General features: G+C 27.8%; 19 protein-coding genes and 1 tRNA gene. 17 read left to right on the forward strand and 3 right to left on the reverse strand.

What is annotated here, in order from left to right; translation table 11 throughout:
* Positions 1-297 precede the first annotated feature (297 nt).
* The 13 genes from BUA62_RS07615 to tpiA all read left to right on the forward strand — a co-directional run bounded on the left by BUA62_RS07615 (position 298) and on the right by tpiA (position 13421).
* Entirely contained in the window at positions 298-1509 is a 1212-nt protein-coding gene (locus BUA62_RS07615) for an ABC transporter substrate-binding protein (protein ID WP_072865111.1), read from the forward strand.
* 56 nt (positions 1510-1565) lie between these two features.
* Positions 1566-2438, forward strand: coding sequence for a carbohydrate ABC transporter permease (locus BUA62_RS07620; RefSeq protein WP_072865113.1), 873 nt, complete (start codon positions 1566-1568; stop codon positions 2436-2438).
* The gene (locus BUA62_RS07625; RefSeq protein ID WP_072865115.1) at positions 2435-3733 is read left to right on the forward strand and encodes a carbohydrate ABC transporter permease; all 1299 of its coding nucleotides are present in this window, start codon (positions 2435-2437) and stop codon (positions 3731-3733) included. Before BUA62_RS07620 ends, BUA62_RS07625 begins: the two co-directional genes overlap by 4 nt.
* A 26-nt stretch (positions 3734-3759) precedes the next feature.
* Complete coding sequence (locus BUA62_RS07630) at positions 3760-4854, forward strand: ABC transporter ATP-binding protein (protein ID WP_072865117.1); 1095 nt, start codon at positions 3760-3762, stop codon at positions 4852-4854.
* A 5-nt stretch (positions 4855-4859) separates the two neighbouring features.
* Positions 4860-6164: a mannosylglucosylglycerate synthase gene (gene mggS / locus BUA62_RS07635; protein WP_072865119.1), complete on the forward strand. Its 1305-nt coding sequence runs from the start codon at positions 4860-4862 to the stop codon at positions 6162-6164.
* A gap of 19 nt (positions 6165-6183) precedes the next feature.
* Complete coding sequence (locus BUA62_RS07640) at positions 6184-7161, forward strand: LacI family DNA-binding transcriptional regulator (protein ID WP_072865121.1); 978 nt, start codon at positions 6184-6186, stop codon at positions 7159-7161.
* A 104-nt stretch (positions 7162-7265) separates the two neighbouring features.
* On the forward strand, positions 7266-7535 hold the full coding sequence (locus BUA62_RS07645) for a hypothetical protein (RefSeq protein WP_084670749.1): 270 nt from the start codon (positions 7266-7268) through the stop codon (positions 7533-7535).
* Positions 7536-7713: 178 nt separating this feature from the next.
* Positions 7714-7983 (forward strand): co-chaperone GroES, encoded by a 270-nt coding sequence (gene groES, locus BUA62_RS07650; protein WP_072865123.1) that lies wholly within the window; start codon positions 7714-7716, stop codon positions 7981-7983.
* Positions 7984-7997: 14 nt separating this feature from the next.
* Positions 7998-9617 (forward strand): chaperonin GroEL, encoded by a 1620-nt coding sequence (groL, locus tag BUA62_RS07655; RefSeq protein ID WP_072865125.1) that lies wholly within the window; start codon positions 7998-8000, stop codon positions 9615-9617.
* A 256-nt stretch (positions 9618-9873) separates the two neighbouring features.
* Positions 9874-10257 (forward strand): YbaB/EbfC family nucleoid-associated protein, encoded by a 384-nt coding sequence (locus tag BUA62_RS07660; protein WP_072865127.1) that lies wholly within the window; start codon positions 9874-9876, stop codon positions 10255-10257.
* Between the two features lie 129 nt (positions 10258-10386).
* On the forward strand, positions 10387-11391 hold the full coding sequence (gene gap / locus BUA62_RS07665) for a type I glyceraldehyde-3-phosphate dehydrogenase (RefSeq protein ID WP_072865129.1): 1005 nt from the start codon (positions 10387-10389) through the stop codon (positions 11389-11391).
* Positions 11392-11454: 63 nt separating this feature from the next.
* Positions 11455-12654, forward strand: a complete 1200-nt coding sequence (locus BUA62_RS11890; protein ID WP_072865131.1) for a phosphoglycerate kinase — start codon at positions 11455-11457, stop codon at positions 12652-12654.
* A gap of 35 nt (positions 12655-12689) precedes the next feature.
* On the forward strand, positions 12690-13421 hold the full coding sequence (gene tpiA, locus BUA62_RS11895) for a triose-phosphate isomerase (RefSeq protein WP_072865133.1): 732 nt from the start codon (positions 12690-12692) through the stop codon (positions 13419-13421).
* A gap of 37 nt (positions 13422-13458) precedes the next feature.
* Here the strand turns inward: tpiA and BUA62_RS07680 are convergent, their stop codons facing one another.
* Genes BUA62_RS07680 through BUA62_RS07690 form a run of 3 tightly spaced genes read right to left on the reverse strand, consistent with a single transcriptional unit; the run spans position 13459 to position 17051 of the window.
* Positions 13459-14307, reverse strand: coding sequence for a methyl-accepting chemotaxis protein (locus tag BUA62_RS07680; RefSeq protein WP_072865135.1), 849 nt, complete (start codon positions 14305-14307; stop codon positions 13459-13461).
* 11 nt (positions 14308-14318) lie between these two features.
* Complete coding sequence (locus BUA62_RS07685) at positions 14319-15074, reverse strand: oxygen-binding di-iron domain-containing protein (protein ID WP_072865137.1); 756 nt, start codon at positions 15072-15074, stop codon at positions 14319-14321.
* A 15-nt stretch (positions 15075-15089) separates the two neighbouring features.
* On the reverse strand, positions 15090-17051 hold the full coding sequence (locus BUA62_RS07690; protein ID WP_072865139.1) for an LVIVD repeat-containing protein: 1962 nt from the start codon (positions 17049-17051) through the stop codon (positions 15090-15092).
* 131 nt (positions 17052-17182) lie between these two features.
* On the opposite strand from BUA62_RS07690, the gene BUA62_RS07695 reads away from it, so the two are divergent.
* The 4 genes from BUA62_RS07695 to BUA62_RS07715 all read left to right on the forward strand — a co-directional run bounded on the left by BUA62_RS07695 (position 17183) and on the right by BUA62_RS07715 (position 22138).
* Positions 17183-17452: an acylphosphatase gene (locus BUA62_RS07695; protein ID WP_072865141.1), complete on the forward strand. Its 270-nt coding sequence runs from the start codon at positions 17183-17185 to the stop codon at positions 17450-17452.
* Positions 17453-17496: 44 nt separating this feature from the next.
* A complete protein-coding gene (locus BUA62_RS07700; RefSeq protein ID WP_072865143.1) occupies positions 17497-18720 on the forward strand; it encodes an alkaline phosphatase family protein in 1224 nt (407 codons plus the stop codon).
* A 1285-nt stretch (positions 18721-20005) separates the two neighbouring features.
* Positions 20006-20081, forward strand: a tRNA-Pro gene (locus BUA62_RS07710).
* 101 nt (positions 20082-20182) lie between these two features.
* Positions 20183-22138 carry a hypothetical protein gene (locus tag BUA62_RS07715; protein ID WP_072865146.1) on the forward strand — a complete coding sequence of 652 codons (1956 nt, stop codon included), beginning with the start codon at positions 20183-20185 and terminating at the stop codon, positions 22136-22138.
* Positions 22139-22159: the final 21 nt, after the last annotated feature.

Raw genomic sequence — 22159 nt, forward strand, 5'->3', positions numbered from 1 at the left:
GACATTTTCCGGCAAGTGAAAAACTATACTCTAGTTTAGAAATCTTTTTTAAGAGAACAAGTCTCAGGGGGATGTTATCTAAAACTATTTTACCAGAGGTAAAACTTAAAAACAAGCAAAAAATAAATACTGAAAAAGATGCTCAATAGAAAACTACTAATATAAAACATATAACTAAAAACACATAAATCAATATAAATAAAATATATTTACTTTTCAAAGAGCATATAAATAATAATAATAATCAATAACAATAATATAATTATTCTATACTAATTATACGAGGGGGGAATGAAAATGAAAAAGTTTATTGTTATCTTTATGCTTATTTCTTTGATTGTTGTTGGATTTGGTGTGGAAACATTAGTAGTAACATCAAGATTATGGACTCCACCAACAGAGAAAGAGTTTATTATTAATGAGATTATTAAACCTTTCGAAGATATGTATGGTGTAAAAGTTAGATTCCAAACTATGGATGATCAAAGTATATTAGATCAAATCGATGTTCAGACAAAAACCAATAAAGTAACAACAGATGTAATAATTCTTTATGCTTCTAATATGCCAAAAGCAGTAGATAAAGGATATGTATATGATTTAACACCATTTGTTTCAAAATGGACAGATAGAACATTTTCTAAAGGATTTGATTCAATGACTGTTTTTAATGGGCGTAGGTATTTTCTTCCTGTTGGTGCAGATGTATATTTAACATTGATAAATAAGAAAGCTTTAAAGTATAAACCAGAGGAGATTGATATAAATAATTTGACATGGGAACAATTGGCAGAATGGGCAAATATTGTTGCCAGAGCAGAAGGGGAAGGAAAATTTGCTGTAACAGGTGTTCCAATGAAATCTCTTATTTATCAAATTGGAGCTATAGCTTTATCATATGGAGCAGATTGGCCAGATCTTGATAACCCTGGTTCTATGGCAGCATGGTATCTTTTATACAAAATGAAAGATGCATTTTCACCTTCTATAAAAACATATGATGATACAAGACCACCTATGAAAAGAGAAGAAACCTGGATGACAGTTGCTCATAGTGCTCGTGTTGGAGAAGTTTATAATAGTAATCCAACACAGTTTATTGTAGCGCCAGTTCCAAAAGGACCAGCTGGAAGAGGTTCAGTAGCAGGAACAAGTGGATTCGCTATAGTTAAAGGAACAAAACATTTTGATTTAGCTTTGAAATTTTTGGAATATATGACAAGACCAGATATAATGTTAAAAGCAAGTAAAGGAACTGGAGGTTTTATCCCTCCTGTTGATGAAGCATTGGAATTTTTGGGAAATGATTCTAAAGACATAATTATAAAAAATGCAGTTAAAGTAATGAATGAGGGAGTATTGGCATATATTGCTCCTATCTGGAAAGATTGGGGTCAAGTTAAATTAGTTTATGATGATTTATTCAAGAAAATGATTTTAGAGGATAAAAAGTTTGAACCAGATTTAATGGAATTATATCAATTTAAGATTGATGCAATGAGAAAATAAATAATTTTGCGGAAGGGGCGTTCTTAAAACGCCCCTTTAATAAAGGGGTGATTTGTTTGAAAGATACTTTAGAAAAGAAATGGGTTCCATATTTATTAATTACTCCTACAATATTATTTTATATGATTTTTTGGTTAAGACCGGTTTTAACTGCTGTAATTTATAGTTTTTTTGATGAAAATAATATTTTTACATTTAATAATTATCTGACGATTTTAAAAGATCCTTTTTTTAAAAAAGCTGTTATTAACACATCTATATTTGTTTTTATATCTGTAACTTTAGAATTTGTAATCTCGTTATTATTAGCATTAATTATAAATAAAAAATTTAAAGGTGCTCAATTGCTATTATCTATTGCTCTTATACCAATGTCGCTTCCGGCAGTAGCAGTGGGTGCAATGTGGTCAAGTGGTTTTGCTTCCTATGGGTGGTTAAATAGTTTATTATACCATTTTGGAATAATAGATGCCAATCAAAAAATTCTTTTTTTAGCAGGAGATGATTTTCAATCTCTGATGCTAATTATATTAATAGATGCATGGCAGGTTATTCCATTTATGATGATTATTTTATTAGCTGGATTACAAGGGATACCAAAAGATTCTATTGAAGCTGGATATATTTTTGGTGGTACAAAAATTACAGTATTAAAGAAAATTACACTTCCAATGTTAAAATCAAGTATTCAAACAGCTTTAATATTAAGAATAATTTCAGCAATTCAAGTCTGGTTAATTATTGTAATGATATATGGTTATAGAAGAATTCCTGTTCTTTTAGAAGAAGTAGTTTTTTATAAAGAACAAATATTAGGATTTTATAGAGTGGCTTTAGCTTATTCTGTAATCGTTTCAATAATTGTTTCGTTTGTTTCTATAATTTATCTTAAAGTATCTGGTGCGTTTGAAAAGGGTGATGTTCAATGAATATAATAAAATCTCCTAAAAAAATAGTGTCTTCAACACTATTTTATATAGTAATTGCAGGAATTATATTTGTTATAATAACACCTATTTATTTTTTGGTAACTATTTCTCTAATGTCTGATCAGGAAGCATATGACTGGCCTACAAGATTAGTCCCTTCATTTTTTAATCAATTTCGTCTTGAGTTATCAGAAAATGATAAATACATAATAAGTGTATACAGTCCTTCAAAAGAAGCATATGTGACAATACTTGAAACAAATGATTTTGATGAATTACAAACTTTTATTAGAAGAAAAACAAATAGCCATATAAAAAAGGATTTATTTGAAAATCAATTGGAGAAAGTAAAAGAATTAACAAAGAAAAATTCAAAAGAATTAAAAGTGTTAAATTTAAATAAAAAAAACTTAGAGAGTAAGATAAATTTTTTAAATGTTGAAATTGGTAGATTAAGAGAAAAAATGGAAATAGCGGAAAAAATGGGAGGTATGGATGAACTTCTGAAACAGATAAAAGAGGAAATAAATAAGAAAGATAAAGAAATAAAAGCGCTTGAAGTGGAATTAAAAAAAATTGAAGATGATTTTGATAAACTTGGAACTGTCCATTTTAAGGTTGCCAAAAAATTATTCGATAATTATGTAACATTTTTTAGAGTTACAAGCGATGCATTTCCAGCGTTAATAAGAAGTATACAGGTTGCAGCACTTACAGTTTTGATTTCCTTAACTATAGGTGGTATGGCTGGATATGCTTTTGCAAGATATTATTTTAAAGGAAAAAATATGTTGAAATTAAGTGTTTTATTTGTAAGAATGTTTCCGGGTATTTCTATAGCTATGCCAATGGTAATTATTTTAATTAATATGGGATTTTACGATAAACCTATTGGATTATCTTTGGTGTATTCTGTTGGGCAAATTGGAATGACGATTTGGATAACAGCAAGTATATTTATGGGAATATCAGTTGAGTTGGAGGAAGCAGCTATGGTTTTTGGAACATCAAGGTTTGGTGCATTTATGAAAATTACACTTCCTTTGGCTTTACCAGGATTAGCAGCGAGTGCGATGTATGCATTTATAGGTAGCTGGGCAGAAACAGCTCAAGCTATAGTTTTAACACAATTTAACCCAACGTTTCCTGTTGTGGTTTATCAAACTTTGGTAGGAGCTAAGGGTTTAATAAATTTAAGTGCAGCAGGTGGCGTGGCTTTGGCACTTCCAGCTGTAATATTTACTTTAATTATTAGACGTTATATACTTCAAATGTGGGGTGGAGTGAGAGTATAAATAATAAAGATAAGGAGAGATAAGATATGGCTACATTAGAACTTATCCAACTTTCAAAAAAATATGGAAAAACAGTTTGGGGAGCTAAAGATGTTAACTTAAAGGTAGATAATGGAGAATTTGTAGTGTTTTTAGGTCCTTCAGGATGTGGAAAAACAACAACTTTAAGAATGATAGCAGGGTTGGAAGAGGTAACTATTGGAAAAATTTTTATTGATGGTAAAGATGTTACTTATTTAGAGCCAAGGAAAAGAGAGGTTAGTATGGTTTTTCAGAGCTATGCAGTATGGCCTCATATGACGGTGTATGAAAATATTGCGTTTCCCCTAAAACTGAAAAAAATGTCCAAATCAGAGGTGGATATAATAGTAAAAGAAGTTTCTGAAATGGTTAAAATAAAAGAATATTTAAATCGTTATCCACGTCAATTATCAGGAGGTCAAAGACAGAGAGTAGCTTTAGCCAGAGCTTTAGCTGTTAAACCTAAAATATTTTTGATGGATGAACCTCTTTCTAATTTAGATGCAAAATTAAGAGTTAAAATGAGAACAGAGCTTAAAGCTATTCATAATCAAACAGGAGCCACCACCATTTTTGTAACACATGATCAATCAGAAGCATTATCTATGGCAGACCGAATAGTGGTAATGAGAGATGGGCATATTGAACAAGTAGGAACACCAGATGATGTTTATTTTGATAGTGAAAATATATTTGTAGCTGGATTTATAGGAACACCACCTACCAATTTTTTTGAAATGAATATAAATGTTGAAAAAGGAAAAGTTAAGTTTTTCAATGAGCATTTGGAATTTTATTTACCAGATAAAATAAAAAATATATTAAAAGATTATAATAAAAATAAAATAATATTAGGAATTAGGCCAGAAAGTTTTGAAATAGTTGATGAAAAAGACAAATCGTATTTTACAGAAAAGGTTTTAGTTGTAGAACCTCAAGGATCTCATCAAATTATAGCTCTTAAAATTGGGGAGCAAATAGTTAAAATAATTGCACCATCTTTTCCGAAATATAAACCAAATGATGTAATAAATATAGGTTTTGATGAGGATAGAATAATGCTTTTTGATATTGACAATAAAAAAAGAGTAAGAGGGTGATAAAGATGAATGTGGCATTATTACATTATCGAGGAGGTTTAATGGATGGAGTTTCATTGGAAATGGAAAAATGGAAAAAAGTGTTAGAAAAATTAGGGCATAAAGTAGATATTGTTGCAGGGAATAATAATAATGGCGTAGATGTTTATATCAAAGAAATAGGATTTGAAACACCAGAATATAAATTAATAAATAAAAATTCTTTTGAAAAACTAGAGGATTTTTCCGAGAATGAATTGATTGAATTGATTGATTTAAAAAGCACTGAAATATTACATATATTCAATGAAAAATTAAGTAAATATGATATAATAATCTCAAATAATGTATGGTCGCTAGGTGCTTATTTGCCAGTAGCAATAGCCTTGAAAAAATATGCAGATAAAAATAAAGAAAAAATATTTATTTCTCATCATCATGATTTCTGGTGGGAAAGAGAATATTTCTTACATCCAACTACTGAAAAAATAAAAGAACTGTTAATAAAATATTGTCCATCTGTTGGGAATAATATAAAACATGTAGTTATTAATTCTTTTGCAAAAGATGAATTGTATAAGAGAAAAAATATTAATTCAACAATTGTTCCTAATGTTATGAATTTTGATGAACCTTTTGAAGTTAGTAAAATACTGAATAATAAAATTAGACAGGAATTTAATATACCTTCAAGTAGTGTAGTATTTTTACAAGCTACAAGAATAACAAGAAGAAAAGCAATTGAATTGGCAATAGATTTAATGGAAAATGTCAATTATAAAATGAAAGATTATGTTGGAAAAAAATTATATAATGATGAAATATATAATGGAGAAAATTTTTTAGTATTTTCTGGTATGTCTGAAGATGAAGAATATAAAAATGAACTTTATAAAAAAGCAGAAGAATTAAATGTAAAAATAATTGATATGTATGATTTTGTAGAAAAAGGGATATGGAGTTTTTGGGATATTTATAGTGTTTCAGATATAATAACCTATCCTTCAATTTTAGAAGGATGGGGGAATCAATTACTTGAAGCTATTATTGCAAAAAAGCCTGTAGTTTTGTTTGAGTATGATGTGTTTTTAAAAGATATAAAATTTTCAGGGTTAGAGTATATAAGTTTAGGAAATAAATATATAAAAAAGAATGGATTAATGGAAATTGACAATAAAATTCTTGAAGATGCTTCTAATTCAATAATAAAAATTTTGTTTGATAAAAATAAATATTTTGAAATGGTAAACAAAAACTTCGGAATAGGAAAAAAAGAATTTGGTTTTAAAACGTTGGAAGAAATAATAAAAAGACTTTTAAATAATATATGAAAACATATGAGGTGATAATATGGCAACAATAATGGATGTTGCCAAATTGGCTGGGGTATCCAAAGCTACAGTTTCCAGAGTGTTAAATAACAATCTGCATGTTAGTGAAGAAACAAGAGCAAGGGTTTTATATGCAATAGAAAAATTAGGCTTTAAACCAAAATTTTCTGCAAAAGCTTTGGCAAATAGTAAAAAAAATTTTAAAATAGCTATCTGTATAAGTAAGCGAATGGATTTGATTAAAGATGAATCTGATGAAATTGGTCAATTTTATGGAATTATATTAAAAGAAATAAAAGGTATGGCAACACTTTATGGGATTGAGGAAGAAAATATTCATTTAGAAAATCCTCAAAAGGGTTATGATGGATATATTCTTGTGAGTGGTGATGTTACAAAGGAAATTATAAAAGAATATAGAAAATTAGGTAAACCTATGGTTTTAGTAGATCACTATATTATTGGAGAAAAAATTGATAGTATATTGCCAGATAGTTTTGATGGTTCATTTTATGCGGTGAATTATTTAATTAAACATGGAATGAAAAATATTTTGCATTTACATGGTCCACTAAATTCATATGGTTTTAGAAGTAGATATAATGGATATACTGAAGCAATGTTATCAAACGGATTAATTCCGAAATATTATGAGTATGATGATGTAAATAATAATATGAGTTATGTTGTTAAGAAAATCATAAAAAATGAAAAAGTGGACGCCATTTTTACTTCGAATGATATGACAGCTATTAGGTTAATGGATGAATTGAAAAAGTATAATGTTAAAATACCTGAAGATATATCTATAATAGGATTTGATGATATACCAAAAGCAAAAAGATATAATCCGCCTTTAACAACGGTAAAAGTTTTTAAACAAGAAATGGGTAATATAGCTTTTAAACGTTTATATGAGCTAATGTTAAATGAAAATATACACCCAATTAGAATTTCTCTATTTACAAAGTTTATAAAGAGAAAAAGTACAAAATAACCAGGGGTCAGTCCTCTGGTTATTTGTTTGTAAAGATATTTTTAATTATAAAGAAATTTATCAATGGTATAATGAAAATGATAAAAAACAAAGGAGGGAAGAAGATGCCTATAAATTATGGTACAGATACAGGAAAAGGTTATTACAAAGAAGAAGATTTATCAATATTTTTAAAAGCGATTGAAAGTTCGATAATTAAAGCACCTGTAAAGGATAATAGAATATTGTTGAGTGATTTGTGGGTTGTTTCATCGCTACCAAAAGATTTAATAATAGAAGTTTTAGAAAAGTATGAAGAGAATTTGACTGTACCTGAAGATATTGAAGAAATATATGATGATAGAAATAATAAAATAATTTGGAAGAAAAAATGAATATAAAGAAAAAAAGAGAAAATTAATATTAATCGATTTTATTTTAAAATAACATGCCGTAATCAATTATAATCAAACTTGAATATTTTTTCAAGAAAGGGTATCATATTAATCGGAAATTAGCACTCGGATACTTTGACTGCTAAAAAATAAAAATTGAGTAAGGAGGGAGATATGAATGAAAGTAAGACCATTAGGTAACAGATTATTGATAAAACCTGTTATTGAAGAAAAGAAAACTGAAGGTGGTATAGTTTTACCAGATACAGCAAAAGAAAAACCTATGAGAGCGGAAGTTGTTGCTGTTGGAAATATAGATGATGATGTAGAAATTAATGTAGGTGATCATGTAATTTTTGCAAAATATTCAGGAACAGAAATTAAAATCGATGATGAAGACTATATTTTAATTGATGTAGACGATATTTTAGCAAAATATGAAGACTAAGGAGGTGTTGTGAAATGGCTAAAATGATGGTATTTTCAGAAGAAGCAAGAAGAGCTCTTGAAAGAGGCGTTGATAAAGTTGCAAATGCTGTTAAAATAACATTAGGTCCTAAAGGTAGAAATGTTGTTTTAGAAAAAAGCTGGGGTTCTCCAACAATAACAAATGATGGTGTTTCTATCGCAAAAGAAATCGAATTAAAAGATAAATTCGAAAACTTAGGAGCTCAATTAGTTAAAGAAGTAGCTTCTAAAACAAATGATGTTGCTGGAGACGGTACAACAACAGCTACAGTATTAGCTCAAGCAATGATTAGGGAAGGTTTGAAAAATGTAGCAGCTGGTGCTAATCCAATGTTAATGAAGACAGGAATTCAAAAAGCATCAGAAAAAGTTGTTGAAGAGATTAAAAACATGAGCAAGAAATTATCTAATAAAGAAGATATTGCACATGTTGCATCAATTTCAGCTAATAATGATGAAATTGGAAACTTAATAGCTGATGCAATGGATAAAGTTGGTGAAGATGGAGTTATCACAGTTGAAGATTCAAAAACAATGGAAACATTTGTTGATTTCACAGAAGGTATGCAATTTGATAGAGGTTACATTTCACCATATTTCGCAACAGATACAGAGAAAATGGAAGCAATAATGAAAGATCCATATATTTTAATTACAGATAAAAAGATTTCAACAGTGAAACCTTTAATTCCTGTATTAGAAAAAGTAGCTCAAGCTGGTAAACCATTAGTAATAATTGCTGAAGATGTTGAAGGTGAAGCATTGTCAACATTGGTATTAAATAAATTAAGAGGAACATTAGAATCAGTAGCTGTAAAAGCACCTGGTTTTGGTGACAGAAGAAAAGCAATGTTGCAAGATATTGCAATTTTAACAGGTGGAGTTGTAATAAGCGAAGAAGTAGGGTTAACATTAGAAAATATAACATTAAATGATCTTGGTAGAGCAGATATGGTTAAAGTGAGAAAAGATGATACAATCATTGTTGGTGGAAAAGGTTCTGAAGAAAATATAAAAGAAAGAATAAAACAAATAAGAGCACAAATTGAAAATACAACTTCAGAATATGAAAAAGAAACATTACAAGAAAGACTTGCAAAAATGGCAGGAGGAGTTGCAGTAATTAAAGTTGGTGCGGCAACAGAGACAGAATTAAAAGAAAAGAAACACAGAATAGAAGATGCATTATCAGCAACAAGGGCAGCAGTTGATGAAGGTATAGTTCCTGGTGGTGGAGTAACTTTATTAAGAGCTAAAAAAGCTGTTGAACCATTATTAAATGAGTTAGAAGGAGACGAATTAATCGGAGCAAAAGTTGTATATAACGCATTAGAAGCTCCAATTAGACAAATTGCATTAAATGCAGGTGTTGATGGTGCAATAATAATTGATAGAGTATTGGCAAAAGATGAAGTTTCATATGGATATGATGCATTAAATAATGAATATGTTGATATGTTTGAAAAAGGTATTATTGATCCAGCTAAAGTTACAAGAAGTGCTGTACAAAATGCTTCTTCAATTGCATCAATGTTATTAACAACAGAAGTATTGGTAGTAGATGAGCCAAAAGAAGAAAAAGCACCTGAAATGCCAGATATGCCAGCATATTAATAATAATCAATTTAAGCCGCCTCAGAAGGGCGGCTTATCTATTTTATAATCCGAAAAAGAGTGGTTAATATTAGGAGATTAAAGACATATGTTAAAATTTATGTTCTTGATCAATGAAAAATTTTTCATATAAAAATAGAGAATTTTTAATTTATTTAAACATAATCATTAAAAATTGAGATTTATGGTATAATATAACTGATAAGCGATTATTAATAATACTTTATATATAATAGTAGAAAAGTGAGGGGAAAATATGGCTAAAAAGATTAGAGGATTAGGTGGTAGGAGTTTAAAATCATCTGGCGGTAAAAAAAATGATATTATGAAATTAATGCAAGAAGCTCAAAAAACTCAGGAATTAATGGAACAAGAATTAAAACAATTTGAAAATGAATTATCTATTAAAGAATTTGAAGCTACCAGTGGTGGTGGAGTCGTAAAGGTTATAGTTACAGGAGATCTAAGAGTTAAAGATATAGAAATTTCTGATGAGTTAGAAGATGAAGAATTTGAGATAATAAAAGATATGATAATAGCAGCAACGAATGAAGCTTTAGAAAAAGCAAAATTATATAAAGAAGAAGAAACGGAAAAAATATCTCAAAAATATCTTGGAGGATTAAATTTTGGTATGTAATTAACAATATCTAAATATAATTATCGATAATTTTTTATTTTAATAAAGCTATTGTTAAAATAAGAAGGTTATAATATCATTAGAGAAAAAAATAACAATCATTTATCATAAATTAGGAGGTGTTTATTAATGGCTATTAAGATTGCTATTAACGGTTTTGGGAGAATTGGGAGAATTGTGTTTAGGGAAATGGTGAAAAATGAAAAGTTCGAAGTTGTTGCTATTAATGATTTAACAGATCCAAAAACTTTGGCACATTTATTAAAATACGATAGTGTTCATGGAAAATTTGATGGAACTGTGGAAGTTGAAGAAGATGGATTTGTTGTAAATGGTAAAAAGATTAAAGTATTTGCAGAAAAGAATCCAGCAAATTTACCATGGAAAGAATTAGAAGTAGATATTGTTATAGAATCAACAGGTGTATTTAGAAATAAAGAAAAAGCAATGCCACATATTGAAGCAGGTGCAAAAAAGGTTATTATTACAGCTCCTGCAAAAGGTGAAGTTGATTTAACAGTTGTAATGGGTGTTAATGATGAACTATTATCAAAAGATCATGTTGTAGTTTCAAATGCATCATGTACAACAAATTCTATTGCCCCAGTAATTAAAGTATTAAACGATAAATTCAAAATTCAAAAAGGTTTGTTAACAACTGTACATTCTTTCACTAATGACCAAAGAGTATTAGATTTACCACACAGTGACTTAAGAAGAGCAAGGGCTGCCGCAGTTAATATTATTCCAACAACAACAGGTGCAGCAAAAGCTGTTGGGGTTGTTATTCCTGAATTAAAAGGAAAGTTAGATGGTATAGCAATGAGAGTTCCAACTCCAGATGGTTCTATTACAGATTTAACAATAGTTGTTGAAAAAGCAACAACAGCAGAAGAAGTAAATGCTGCTATAAAAGAAGCAACAGAGACATATTTGAAAGGAATTTTAGGATATAATGAAGAAATGATAGTATCTTCTGATATCATAGGAACAAAGCTTGCAGGTATTTTTGATTCAACTTTAACAAAAGTTATGGATGGTACATTAGTGAAAGTTGCTTCCTGGTATGACAATGAATATGGTTATTCAGCAATGGTTGTAAAATTAGCAGAAAAAATGGCAGACTTAATGTAATAAAAAGAATGAAAATAGGGGACTTATATAAGTCCCCTTTAATGATAAAAAGGAGGGAAATTTATGGAAAAAATGACAATTAAAGATGTAGATTTAAAAGGTAAAAAGGTTATAATGAGAGTAGATTTTAACGTTCCAATGAAAGATGGTAAAATCACTAATGATAAAAGAATAAAAGCTGCTTTACCTACAATAAAACATGCGTTAAATGAAGGAGCAAAGGTTATATTATTATCCCATTTAGGAAGACCAAAAGGTGAGCCTAAACCAGAATTTTCATTAAAACCTGTATCTGAAAGATTGAGCGAATTATTGAATCAAGAGGTTAAGTTTGTTCCAGAAGTGATAGGTGAAGAAGTGAAAAAGGCCGTTGAGGGATTAAAGGAAGGGGAAGTTTTATTATTAGAAAATACAAGATATATGAAAGGTGAAACAAAAAATGATTTAGAATTAGCAAAAAAGTGGGCAGAACTTGCAGATATACACGTTAATGATGCATTTGGAACAGCACATAGAGCACATGCTTCAAATGTTGGTATTGCACAATTTATTCCAAGTGTTGCAGGTTTTTTGATGGAAAAAGAAATTAAATTCTTATCAAAAGCCACAGCAAATCCAGAAAAACCATATATAGTCATTTTAGGAGGAGCAAAAGTTTCTGATAAAATAGGAGTTATTAATAATCTTTTGGAAAAGGCAGATAAAATTTTAATTGGTGGAGCCATGATGTTTACATTTTTAAAAGCTCTTGGAAAAGAAATAGGTTCTTCAAAATTTGAAGAAGATAAGGTTGATTTAGCAAGAGAATTATTAAGTAAAGCAAGTGAGAAAGGTGTAGAAATAGTTCTTCCAATAGATGCAATAATTGCTCAAAAATTAGAAGCTGGTGTTGAGAAAAAAATTGTAAAAGTTGAAGAAGGAATTGATGAAGGTTGGATGGGCTTAGATATAGGACCAGATAGCATTAAATTATTTAAAGATAAATTAGCAGGTGCAAAAACTGTTGTATGGAATGGACCAATGGGTGTATTTGAAATAGAAGATTTTGCAACAGGAACAAAAGAAGTGGCAATGATGGTAGCTGATATTACTGAAGAGGGTGCTGTTACTATTATTGGAGGTGGAGATAGTGCAGCAGCAATAGAATTGTTTGGTTTAGAAAGGAAAGTTTCTCATGTATCTACTGGTGGAGGAGCATCTTTAGAATTTTTAGAAGGAAAAGAATTACCAGGTATAGCAAGTATTGCATCAAAAAAAAAATAAATAAAAGAAAGTATATTTTAGCTGGAAACTGGAAAATGAATAAAACAAATTTAGAAGCGGCAGAATTTATTTCAAAATTAACAGCAAATATTGGCAAAGAAAAGAAATTTGAAGTGGTTGTTGCACCAACATATATAGCATTGGAGAAAGTTGTGGATTTAACATCAAGTACCAATATTAAAGTATCAGCTCAAAATATGTATTTTGAAAATAATGGTGCCTTTACAGGGGAAGTTTCTGCAGATATGTTAAAATCAATAGGAGTTAAATACGTTATTTTAGGTCATTCTGAAAGAAGAAATATTTTTGGTGAAACTGATGAATTAATAAATAAAAAAATAAAAAAAGCATTGGAAAAGAATTTAACTCCTATATTTTGTATAGGTGAAAAATTAGAAGAAAGAGAAAAAGGATTAACATTTAATATTGTTGAAAAACAGATAAAAGAAGGATTTTATGGATTATCTAAAGAAGAAACTAAACAAATAGTTATAGCTTATGAACCAATTTGGGCAATAGGAACAGGAAGAGTTGCATCTCCAGAGCAAGCAGAAGAAGTACATGCTTATATTAGAAATTTATTATCCGAAATGTATGATGAAGAAACATCAGAATCAATAACTATTTTATATGGTGGAAGTGTAAAACCTGATAATTATTTTGGATTATTCACAAAGCCTAATATTGATGGCGGATTAGTTGGTGGAGCATCATTAAAAGAATCATTTATAGAATTAGCAGATATAATGAGAACCATCATAATATAATTAACAGATATAATTAACAGCAGGCTTATGCCTGCTGTTATATTTTTATATCTTTTATTTTTTTCTGCATATTTAAAACATTTTTAATTACAGAATTAAGTGTTGTAATTGTTTTTATTAAATCTAACATTTCTTCTTTAGAAACAGATAAATTTCCAATATTATTTTCTAATAATACGGAATTTGAATGCAGATTTTTTATTAATTTATCAAGGAAATTTTCATTTCTTTCAATAATTTCCAAAGAATCTTCGGTAATTTCTGATACTGTATTGAAAAGATCTGAAATATAGTTTATCTTTTCCAAAACATCGCTTATTTTCTTTGAAAGTATATTTATTCTTTCATTTATTTTTTTTGCACTTTCATTAGTTTCTGTAGAAAGTTTTTGTATTTCTTCTGCAACAACAGCAAACCCTCTTCCGTGTTCTTTAGCTTTGGCGGCTTCTATTGAAGCGTTAATAGAAAGCATATTTGTTTTACGAGCTATTTTATTTATATTTTCCGTAATTTCAATGACTTCTTCAAAATTATTTAGAGCATCAGAGATCATATTAATAGATTCAGCAACATCATTTCTCACTTCACCTAAATTATTTCCAATATTACTTAAATTATCAATAATATTTTTATTATTGTTTGATAAAATTTTTTTTTCTTCTTCACTATGAATGGACATTTCTTCAATTTCTTTTGTAATAATTTCTGTATTATCAATAGCATTAATTATTTTATTACCAACACTTTGTGTTAATTCAGATGCTTGTTCAAAACGTTCTCCAACAACATCATCAAGATTTTCTATAAACGAAGTTAATATATTTTCATGATAGATACTTTCTGCGATTTTTTCAATAATATTTTTAAGACGTTTGTAATTATCCATTTTATCACTTCCTAATAAATACTATCTATAATATCAACACCGCATTTTAAATCTTTAAACCAATCTAAAAATTTTAAATATTCATTTTTCTTAAACAGCAAACCATGTTGTGGTATCATCATTTCAACATCTAACTTTGAAACCATATTAACCCATTTCTTAGCCACTATATTTGAAGCCATATATCTTTTATGAAATCCCTCCATGTATTCTTTATAATTTGAAAAATCTTCTACAAATATTTTTTCTTCAGATGGTTGGACAATACCGACACCAATATCACCAGAAAAAAGTATTTTAGATATAGAATCGTATACGCTAAAATTCCCCAATGAATGCAAAAAATGTGCAGGAATAATATTTAAAGAATATCCATCAGAAAAAGTAATTTTACCGCCTTTGTCGTCAATTGGTACCAAAATAGATGAATCAAACACTCCGAAATGTGGAAGAAATCTTTCCCATAATTTAGAAATATAAATTTTAGCATTTTCTAAGGTGGAACTCCACAAAGCAACGCCTGATGAAACATCAGGATCTTGATGAGAATAAAATATAGCTTTTATATTTTTTGTATCTATTTGTTCTGAAACATTGGATAATACCCTTGGAAAAACATGAACTCCACCTGGATCCAGCAAAACGCCTTCATTATTATGAATAATAAGAAATTGATTGGTAAAAATACCCTCTAAATTATTTTTTTCAACACCTAAATAAATAAATTTGTGATTTTCATTTTCAAATAAAACAATTGAATTAGACATAAAAGATTCCTCCCCTTATTGGATTTTTCCGTATGTTCCCCAAAATATTTTTTTAACGAATATAGGTTTTTGTGGGTTTTGAATATTAAATATCATCATACCATTCTTTCCATCAGCAATATAAAGATAATTATTTTTAACAAATAAATCTTTTGTATTTCCCGGTGTATTAATTGAAGATAATATTTTTCCATTTTCCAAGTCAATAATTTCAAAACCATTTTCACCTAATGCAACAAAACCCAAATTATTAAATATTCTTATTTTCAAAACACCACTATTTTTTATATTTATTACTTTTTCAATAACAGGTTTTTCTGGGTCTTTAATGTTTATAACGTATATCCCAGGGTTTCCTACAGGAATAGTATTATTTTTTAATACAGTATATTTCCAATCAACAGCAATATAAGCATAATTTCCATTTATTTCAATATCCTTTGCAAAACCATTAATTCTAAAATTAGGAGATAAGTACTTAACTTGGTTTCCGTTATTAAGTTTGAAAATTTCAAATCCAACATCGTCAGTAGCCAAGAAAATATAATTTCCCTTTTTAGCGACATCCATAGTTCTTCCCATTACTCTATTTATAGATATAATACTTGGTTTTGATTTGTTTGAGATATCTAAAATAATAAGATCTTTATAACCGTCAGCAACAAAAGCAATATTATTCTCGATAATAAAATTATTTGTATATCCTAATATGACATTGTTGTTTTCTTTAACATCAACATAGTTTGATAACAATTTGGGATTATTAATATCAGAAATATCAAAGATAGTAAATCCATTTTGTCTGTCAGCAACAAAAGCTGTATTATTTTCAGCATATACACTTACAGCATCATTTAATGTTTTTTCCAATTTTTTAGGTAATAATTTTAAATTTAATGTTTTCTTTGATGATATTTCTACAGGATTTTCTGGGTTTGATATGTCAAAAATTATTAAACCATCTTTTTTATCAGCAGCATATAGATAATTTCCATTTGCATATAAGCCTTGTAAATCTGTATGATTATTAAAAATCTTTACTAATTCTGGTCTTTTTGGATTTGATATATTAAATATTTCTAATCCGCCCCAGCCATCGGTAACTAATAAATAATTATCATATAATTTTTTCAAATCAACGGGAGTATTTAAAGTATAATGTTTAAAAATAGGTTTAATTTTTTCTTGTTTATTTTCAACAGGTTTATTAATGGAATTTAAATCAAAAACTTCTAAACCATACCATTTGTCAGTAACATATAAATAATCTCCATTTTTTAAAATAGAGCTGACTCCTCCACCAGTATCAACAGTTTTTACTAAAAATGGGAGCAATTTAAATGAAATATCAAATATTGAGATACCTTTAGCGCCATCTAATGTATAAAGATATGAACCATCAATATAAATTTTTTGAACATCTCCACCTGTTTTCAGATGTCTCATATATTTGTAAGAACCATTTGCTTTTGAATAAATAGCTAAGCCTTTTATGCCATCAGCAACATATAAATAATTATCAGCAAAATCAAAATCAAAAGTATCCCCAATAGAATTTATTCTTAATTTTTTTATTACACTACCGTTATTTATTTCAAAAGGAATAATTTCATTTTTATATACAGAAATATAAATAGTATTTTCATATTTTTTTATTTGAGTTGGATAATTTTTTAGATTAAAAATTTGAAATTTGTTTGTTTTTAAGTTAATAAAATAAACCTTATTTGATTTTAATCCTATAACCATAAAATTGTCATCAACAAAAAAAGAAGTAACTTCAGAATCAAAAAATACTGGCAAATTTTTTATGTTGAGAATATTAGGATAGGAAGCTATCAATTTTGGAGATAAAACATTATCAAAATTGACTAAACTGACACCTTCTTCATTGCTATTGATAAAAATGGATTTATTTGCTATTATTAGAATGGAAAATAGCAAAAATACAGCTAAAAAGTAAATTTTTATTTTCATAATATAATACTTCCCCCTTTCAAAATTTTATTTTCTTATTTATAGTATACCAGAAAAAAACTAAAATTTGACGTTTTAAGATTAAAAATGGTAAAATATAAATAAAATTTCTGTTTTTGCGGAGGGAGAAAATGATTGCAAAAAGATACAAAGTGTATGGAAGAGTTCAAGGTGTAGGATTTAGATGGTTTATTAATAAAACAGCTGAATACTTAAATTTAAAGGGATATGTTATGAATATGCCTGATGGAAGTGTAGTTATATGGGCTGAAGGTAATATTGAAGATCATGAAAGATTAAAAGAATACATTATTAATGGTAATGGTTTTTCACAAGTTGAGGATATTGAAGAGGAAGTAGTCCCATTAGAAGGATATACACATTTTTCAATAAAATATTGAAATAAATTTAAAATACAAATTTGGAAAGCGTGGTGTATTTATATATGTGGAAAGATATTTTTAAAGAAATATATAATAATAAAATAGAAGGATTGGGTATATTACCTCATTATGAGAAATACTCTATTTTAAATATTTCAAATTGGATTATTGATAATTTTGGAGGTTCTCCATTTTATGAACCTTATCCTATACCATATAAAAATAAAAGACATGTGATTTTATTTTTGGTTGATGCAATGAGCTATAACACATTTAAACTTGTGTTAAAAGAAAAAAAGGATGATTTTAAATATTTAGGTAAGCATCAATTTTTTCCAGCGACATCAATTTTTCCCTCTACAACAGCAAATGCAATTACAACATTTATGACAGCTAAACCTCCAGCAGAACATGGAATATTAGGTTATATTTTATTTTTAAAAGAATTGGGAGCATTAGTAAATATGATAGAATTTTCTCCGTTGTTTGGTGGGAAGGGAGCATTTGAACCTTATTTAGTAAATGATTTATTAGAAATTGAAACGATAAATGAAATTTTAGAAACTATAGGTGTAAAAACTTTCACGCATACGCATGCGGATATTGTTAATAGCGGTTTAAGCAAAATCCATAATAAAGGTAGTAATATAAAGGGATATAAATCATTGGTCGAAATGTTTGGGATGGTTTACGATAAGCTTGTAGATTTTATGGATAAAAAAGAAAAATCTTTTCAATTTGCTTATTATGGATACGTTGATGGAATAGGTCATAAATATGGCTCAAACGATAATAAGTACAAATCGCAAATATATTGGTTTTTAAAAATGTTGGAATATGAATTCTTGGATAAAATAAGTAAAAAAGAATTGAAAGACATTGCTATTATTATTACAGCAGATCATGGTATGTTGGAAACCCCGTTAACAAAAGAATTAAGATTTTCTAATGAAAATGAAATATCCCAACACTTGTGGATTCCACCTGGTGGAGAAATGAGAATGATGTATTTTTACACAAAAAACAAAAAGAATTTTTATGAATTTTTTAATTCTAGATATAAAGATTTTGGCAATCTTATAGATATAGATGAAGCAGAAAGAATTAATTTATTCGGAGCAAAATTGAATTCTAAATATAAAGAGAGAGTTGGTGATTATGTTATGATTTCCAAAAGCAATTATAGTTTTGTGTATAAATATGGTAGTTCTTTTGTTCATTTAAAAGGAAAACATGGTGGTTTATCTTTTCATGAAATGATTGTGCCTGTTATAGTTTTTGGATAAAATTAAAAACATAATTATAAATAAGATAGTAAATATTATAATTAATAAAAAAATGTTAATATATAGATTTTTGAACATCAGAAAGGAAAAAAAAGAAGAAAAAATACCACCTAAAAAAAACATGAAAAATATTAATTTTATTACAGTATAAATTTCAAAAGTGTCAAAATAATTTATACTATATATTAAAAAAATATTCCATAATATAGTTTGAATGATCATATTTGAAGATATAAAATAGATTTCTTGATTATAAGAAAAAATATTTAAACTTAGAAAAGAAGTAAAAATTAAAAGTAAATTTAATAATATAATTAAAGTTTTGAGATTGAAGTTTTTATATAAATAAATAGATATAAAATATCCCAAAATAATAGATAATGAGAAAAGTATTAAATATATATTTGATACAATATGATTGTTTAAAAGAGAAACTAAAAGATATTTTATATTCATTACCAAAATATAAAAATTATTACCAATGATAAAGTAAATAATCATAAATTGTATTACTAAAAATTTTTTTTCTTTGGATAAATTTTTGAAGAGAGAAAATCGTATATTTTGCATATTTTGTATATTGTGAATATTTGGTAAAAAACTAACTCCTATAATTACAAAAATACCGGTTAAAAGAAAATAAAAAGCGGATTTCCAACTTAATATTTGTACAAAATAATAAGAAAAAAGAGAAGCTAAAAGTATTCCGAAAGGATTTCTCCATTCTAATGAAATACTTTTCACATTAAACTGTAATTTATAAAAATAATAGTAATTAAACAGGTATCCTAAAAGTATTCCATAGCCCATAGCTGAAATTAATCGTGCTAAAATAAAATAGAGAAAGTTCCTTAATATTATAATAAATAGATTTATAAAAATAGACATGATTAAAAACGAATAGAAGAATTTTTTATATTTAATTTTGGAATTATAAATATATATATAAAACCCTAATGAAGTCCCCAAAAAAATGGGTATATTTAATAAAGGTACAATATTTTGATTGATATTAAAATAAATTTGGATTTCTGTTGATACAAATCCCTGTATAACAATTCCATAAGAAATGTACACATAAGAAAAGAAAATAATAGGTAATAATAGATGTTCTAAAGTTTTTATACGCAGTTTATTATAATGTTTTTCCATTACAATCATCCCCATAAAAAAATTATTTAAACATTAGATTGTATATAAAATTATATAATAATGAAAAATAAATGTCAAATAAAGTAGTATTGACTGATAAAATAAAATATGATATAATATTTTGCAGTTCATTCGGGGCGTGGCGCAGATGGGAGCGCGTTTGCATGGGGCGCAAAAGGTCGCTGGTTCAAGTCCAGTCGCCCCGACCAATGCCAACCATTTTTTGGTTGGCATTTTTTTCATTTTATTAGGAATAATATTCATTTATATGGAAAAATCAATTGAATAAAATACATAGAGGTGATTAAAATTGAAATTAAAATTTATAATACTAGCTATATCTGCATTTATATTAGCAATGACAGGTGTTGTTATTTTGCCAATAGTTTTTAAAAATGACCCACCATCTATACCAGAATTATATTCTCCAATTAATGGAGCTACAGAGATTCCGGTAAATGCTGTTTTTACATGGAATGCAAGTGATCCAAATGGAGATTCTTTAACATATGACATATATTTATCAACTGAAAAAGATAAATTAACTCCTATAGCATCAAACTTAACAGAAACATCATTTTCAAAAGTGTTAAATTATAATAAAACATATTATTGGAAAGTAGTTGCAAAAGACAAAAAAGATGCTACAGATAGTGATATTTGGTTTTTTAGTACAGAAAATTCAATACCTTTGAAACCGCATTCTCCAAATCCTAAAGATGGAGAAATAAATGTTCCGCTAATAATAACCTTAAATTGGAAAAGTGAAGATTTAGACGGTGATAAAATATATTATGATGTTTATTTAGGGCGATCAATAGATACTATGAAACCAATAGCAACTGCTCTTGAAGAGCCATCGATTGAAGTTAATTTAAAGGAAGATGCAAGATATTATTGGAAGGTAGTTGCAAAAGATGGACATGGAGGAATCAGATACGGTGATATTTGGGCATTTCAAACAAAATCTGTTAAAGAACTTGGAGTTCCGTTTGAACCAACTCCAACAAATGGTGCAACCGAGTTAGAAACAAATTTAACTTTGAAATGGAAATATGAAGGTAAAGAAGCATTATTTGATATTTATTTGGGAGTAGAGCCGCAAAATATGAGTTTAATAGCTCAAAATTTGGGATATCAGTTTTATGATGTTTCAGTAGATTTTGGGAAAAATTATTATTGGAAAGTGATAGCCAAATCAGGAGATGAACAAAAAGAAAGTTCAATATGGAATTTTTCCACAAAAAAAATATTAATTTCAGAAGAAATTTCTGAATTGTCAACCCAGGTAACTGTGGAAAGTACCACCGTAACCGTTGAATCCAGTATTTTAACTCAAGAAGCAACAGTTGGAATATTTGAAGAAATAACGGATAATAAAAAATATGTATATACTACAGGCAGTGGAATTGGTATGTATATTATAGATGTATCAGATCCTAAAAAACCTAAAATTGTTAATCATGTCTATACCGAAGGCTGGGCGGTAGGTTTATATGTTAGAGATAAACATGCATATATTGCAGATTGGATAAATGGAGTTGTTGTTGCAGATATTAGTGATATAAAAAATCCAATAAAAGTTGGAAAACTAAAAACATTTGGAAAAGTTTATTCGATATTTGTTAAAGATAATATAGCATATATTCTTGAGGGAAGTTCTGGAATGGAAATTGCAAAAATTAACAAAGATTATTCTTTAACTTCGGCCAGTTATCTTGAATTGAAAGGTGCTTCTGGAAGAATATTTGTAGAAAATAATTATGCTTATATTCCTATGGGATATGATGGTTTTGTTATTGTTGATGTTTCTGATGAGAAAATACCTAAGTTATTAAGTTATTTTGATGCAGATGGTTTTGCATATAATGTGGTAGTTGAAAATGATATAGCATATCTTGCAGACGGAGGTGTTGGATTAAAAATAATTGATGTAAAAGATAAAGAACATTTAAAATTAATTTCTAAGGTAGATATAAAATCAGAATGGGCTCGAGTTTTCTTTGATGGTAATATTGTTTTTTATGCGGAAGGTGAAAAAGGATTTTCTTTAATAGATGTTTCAAATAAAGAAAAACCTATATTGTTATCAGCTGTTGATACAAAAGGATTTTGTTATGGAGGATATATTAGTGATAATTATTTATACATTGCAGATGGAGAAAATGGACTTTTAATATATGACATATCAGATCCAGAAAAACCGATATTATTATCAAATTTAAAAAATTTATATTTACAAAATATAATACTTGAAGTTAAGTAAAATTGAACAAAATATAATTTT

It is taken from the genome of Marinitoga hydrogenitolerans DSM 16785, assembly GCF_900129175.1.
GTDB lineage: Bacteria > Thermotogota > Thermotogae > Petrotogales > Petrotogaceae > Marinitoga > Marinitoga hydrogenitolerans.

What these genes read in the sequence shown, in the direction of transcription:
- mggS (WP_072865119.1), top strand. Translation starts at nt 4,860, where the DNA reads ATGAATGTGGCATTATTACATTATCGAGGAGGTTTAATGGATGGAGTT.
- BUA62_RS07640 (WP_072865121.1), top strand. Translation starts at nt 6,184, where the DNA reads ATGGCAACAATAATGGATGTTGCCAAATTGGCTGGGGTATCCAAAGCT.
- gap (WP_072865129.1), top strand. Translation starts at nt 10,387, where the DNA reads ATGGCTATTAAGATTGCTATTAACGGTTTTGGGAGAATTGGGAGAATT.
- BUA62_RS07690 (WP_072865139.1), bottom strand. Translation starts at nt 17,051, where the DNA reads ATGAAAATAAAAATTTACTTTTTAGCTGTATTTTTGCTATTTTCCATT.
- tpiA (WP_072865133.1), top strand. Translation starts at nt 12,690, where the DNA reads ATGAATAAAACAAATTTAGAAGCGGCAGAATTTATTTCAAAATTAACA.
- groL (WP_072865125.1), top strand. Translation starts at nt 7,998, where the DNA reads ATGGCTAAAATGATGGTATTTTCAGAAGAAGCAAGAAGAGCTCTTGAA.
- BUA62_RS07615 (WP_072865111.1), top strand. Translation starts at nt 298, where the DNA reads ATGAAAAAGTTTATTGTTATCTTTATGCTTATTTCTTTGATTGTTGTT.
- BUA62_RS07695 (WP_072865141.1), top strand. Translation starts at nt 17,183, where the DNA reads ATGATTGCAAAAAGATACAAAGTGTATGGAAGAGTTCAAGGTGTAGGA.
- groES (WP_072865123.1), top strand. Translation starts at nt 7,714, where the DNA reads ATGAAAGTAAGACCATTAGGTAACAGATTATTGATAAAACCTGTTATT.
- BUA62_RS07630 (WP_072865117.1), top strand. Translation starts at nt 3,760, where the DNA reads ATGGCTACATTAGAACTTATCCAACTTTCAAAAAAATATGGAAAAACA.
- BUA62_RS07625 (WP_072865115.1), top strand. Translation starts at nt 2,435, where the DNA reads ATGAATATAATAAAATCTCCTAAAAAAATAGTGTCTTCAACACTATTT.
- BUA62_RS07645 (WP_084670749.1), top strand. Translation starts at nt 7,266, where the DNA reads ATGCCTATAAATTATGGTACAGATACAGGAAAAGGTTATTACAAAGAA.
- BUA62_RS07660 (WP_072865127.1), top strand. Translation starts at nt 9,874, where the DNA reads ATGGCTAAAAAGATTAGAGGATTAGGTGGTAGGAGTTTAAAATCATCT.
- BUA62_RS07685 (WP_072865137.1), bottom strand. Translation starts at nt 15,074, where the DNA reads ATGTCTAATTCAATTGTTTTATTTGAAAATGAAAATCACAAATTTATT.
- BUA62_RS07680 (WP_072865135.1), bottom strand. Translation starts at nt 14,307, where the DNA reads ATGGATAATTACAAACGTCTTAAAAATATTATTGAAAAAATCGCAGAA.
- BUA62_RS07700 (WP_072865143.1), top strand. Translation starts at nt 17,497, where the DNA reads ATGTGGAAAGATATTTTTAAAGAAATATATAATAATAAAATAGAAGGA.
- BUA62_RS11890 (WP_072865131.1), top strand. Translation starts at nt 11,455, where the DNA reads ATGGAAAAAATGACAATTAAAGATGTAGATTTAAAAGGTAAAAAGGTT.